The 2,530-nt window shown below is 56.9% G+C and carries 3 protein-coding genes; all 3 read right to left on the bottom strand.

The window, feature by feature from the left end:
* Positions 1 to 450: 450 nt before the first annotated feature.
* Positions 451 to 1,722 carry a glycerate kinase type-2 family protein gene (locus ACXJ5O_RS24105; protein ID WP_457302114.1) on the bottom strand — a complete coding sequence of 424 codons (1,272 nt, stop codon included), beginning with the start codon at positions 1,720 to 1,722 and terminating at the stop codon, positions 451 to 453.
* Between the two features lie 5 nt (positions 1,723 to 1,727).
* The gene (locus ACXJ5O_RS24100) at positions 1,728 to 2,039 is read right to left on the bottom strand and encodes a Dabb family protein (RefSeq protein ID WP_457302113.1); all 312 of its coding nucleotides are present in this window, start codon (positions 2,037 to 2,039) and stop codon (positions 1,728 to 1,730) included.
* Between the two features lie 114 nt (positions 2,040 to 2,153).
* The coding region (locus ACXJ5O_RS24095) for an amidase family protein (protein ID WP_457302112.1) at positions 2,154 to 2,530 on the bottom strand (377 nt) is incomplete at its 5' end.

Here is a 2,530-nt window from a genome sequence, read left to right as displayed (position 1 = left end):
GTTTTAAGCCCTATTCCTCCGTCCAGAAATTGACCTGCCGTATAAATGCAAAACGCCGCCCCGACGCATGTAGTCGGAGACGGCGTCGCAAAGCGAAATGTGGTTACTGCGCGGCAGTAGGCTTCGCTGCAGACGCGGCGGCAGACTCATTCAAGCTGGGCTCCTTAGAGGGAGTCGCGCGCTGTGTCAGGGATTTGGGTGGCGGAACAAAATGCGTATCCTTGGCAGGTGAAGGCCCCGCGGGAGTGGTCGTCTTTGGTGTGGTTGTACAACCCGTGATGATCATGAGAGACACAGCAATCAGGGACAGTGCTATCCGCATTCGACTTTCCTTTGGATGTTGCGCCAGACGATGGCGCGGATCGTTGCATTGCATGCCAAGTTCACGCTGGCACGAATCGGCCATTGTTGACCACCCAAAGATGGCGATTAAGCGTCCATCAGTGACATTCAGCGAATGAGAATGGCCCGCAGATCGTTGACGTTGGTGCCGGTAGGACCGGGGACGTACAAATCGCCGATCATGTCAAATGCGGTCCAGGCATCGTTTCTGTTGAGCACGGCCGAAGCGTCCTGTCCTTTGGCAAATAACCGCGCAATKCTGGTGCTATCGGCAAATGCGCCGGCATTGTCTTCGGAACCGTCGATGCCATCAGTGTCTGCCGCAAAGGCGGTGATTCCATCTGCTCCATCGATATCGATTGCGAGCGACAGAAGGAATTCGCTGTTGCGACCCCCCCTGCCCTTTCCCCGTACTGTCACAGTCGTCTCTCCGCCAGAAAGTATGACGACGGGCTTTTTGAATGGTTGATTCGTGGCAAGGACGTGTTTGGCTATCGCCGCATGGACGTGTGCGACTTCACGTGCTTCGCCCTCGATTGCATCGGAGAGTATGACTGCCTCGACGCCCAAATTGCGCGCGGCCTTCGCAGCAGCCTCAAGCGATACACCGGCCGACGCAATCACATGATGCTCGTGGCCGGCAAAAACCGCATCGGAGGGTTTGGGTGCATCGGCCTTTGCAGAGCGCAGATGCGCGAGCGCTGCTGCCGGCAGGTCAAGACTGTAGCGCTCTACGATCTTCAAGGCATCCTCCCGCGTCGTTTCATCGGTCACGGTGGGGCCGGAAGCCACGAAGGCCGGATTGTCGCCGGGAATGTCCGAGACGATCAGCGAATAGATACGCGCAGGGTGAGCCGCAGCAGCCAGACGCCCGCCCTTTATGGTCGACAGGTGCTTGCGTACAGCATTCATCGCCGCGATTGGCGCGCCTGACGCAAGGAGCATCTTGTTGACGGCGATTTCATCCTCAAGCGTCATGCCTAGCGGTGGAGACGGCAACAGCGCAGAACCACCGCCAGAGATCAACGCGACCACGAGATCGTCTTCTGTCAGCCCAGACACTATTTCAAGCAGGCGCTTTGAAGCCACCAGACCTGCAGCGTCCGGAACGGGATGCGATGCTTCGATGATCTCGATATGTTTGCAGGGTGCACCGAAACCATATCGTGTGACGACAAGACCTTCGAGCGGAGTATCTCCATGTTCCGCGGCCCACGCTTTTTCGAAAGCGCTGGCCATTTGTGCCGAGCCCTTGCCGGCACCAATGACGATAGTCCGTCCCTTTGGCTTCGGCGGGAGATGCACTGCAATGGTCCGCTCCGGATCCGCCGCCTCGACTGCCGCCTGAAACAGCTTCGTGAAAAATTCCTTGTCCTGCATCGGTCTCAAACTTCCATATCAAAAACGAAAACACCGTCAGTACCGTCCACGGCCGAAGCAACGATCCGCCCAGCGATTTCCTGATGCTCCGGATGAACAAGATAGGCGTCACGCGCGGCCGCATCGGCAAAATCGAGGATAAAGCCTTCAGAAAATCCCTTGTCCATGCCCTCCTCAGGACTGATATTCGCGCCGGACGTGATGGTCAGCGCGCCCGGCAGCTTTGCGCACAAAGTTTGAAGATCGCGGTAGATGGATTGGCGGTCAATCGACGACACGTCGTCACGAAAACGCAGAAACACACAATGACGGATCATAGAAGTAACTTTCCTTGCAAGCGTGGCGCATCCTGACCAGATTCCCGGAAATTGCGAGTGCTATTTCGAGTTGTTTCGTAATTATCACTTCAAATGGGCAGGCGACTATATAGCTCAGGATAGAAGCTGTTCCACGGACAGAGCCATGGCAAGCAGCCGTCTGTCCGCACCATGTTGAGCGACAAGCATCAGTCCGCCCGGTAAAGTCAGGCCCGGCATTGGCAGACTGATCGCCGTCAGATCGAACTGATTGGCGACCTGTGTATTGCGCAGGAGCAGCGTCTCAACCTGCTTGTAAACGGCGTCGTCCCTCACCGAGGCGATCGTTGGCGCGGCAATAGGTGTCGTCGACAGGGCGAACAGATCAAAGGTGGAAATTCGTTGATCCATCTGCCGCACCAGCGCCTGCCGCTTCTGCATCAGCTGGATATAGTCGGATTCGGAAACACCAAGACGGCGCAAGAGCGGACGCTGGACGCGCTGATCAACGT

It is taken from the genome of Phyllobacterium sp. P5_D12 (genome assembly GCF_054049495.1).
The sequence above is the reverse complement of the archived record's forward strand: the minus strand, read 5'-3'. Positions and strand labels throughout refer to the sequence as shown.

Coding starts and splice junctions, on each gene's coding strand:
- ACXJ5O_RS24100 (WP_457302113.1), bottom strand. CDS start 2,039: ATGATCCGTCATTGTGTGTTTCTGCGTTTTCGTGACGACGTGTCGTCG.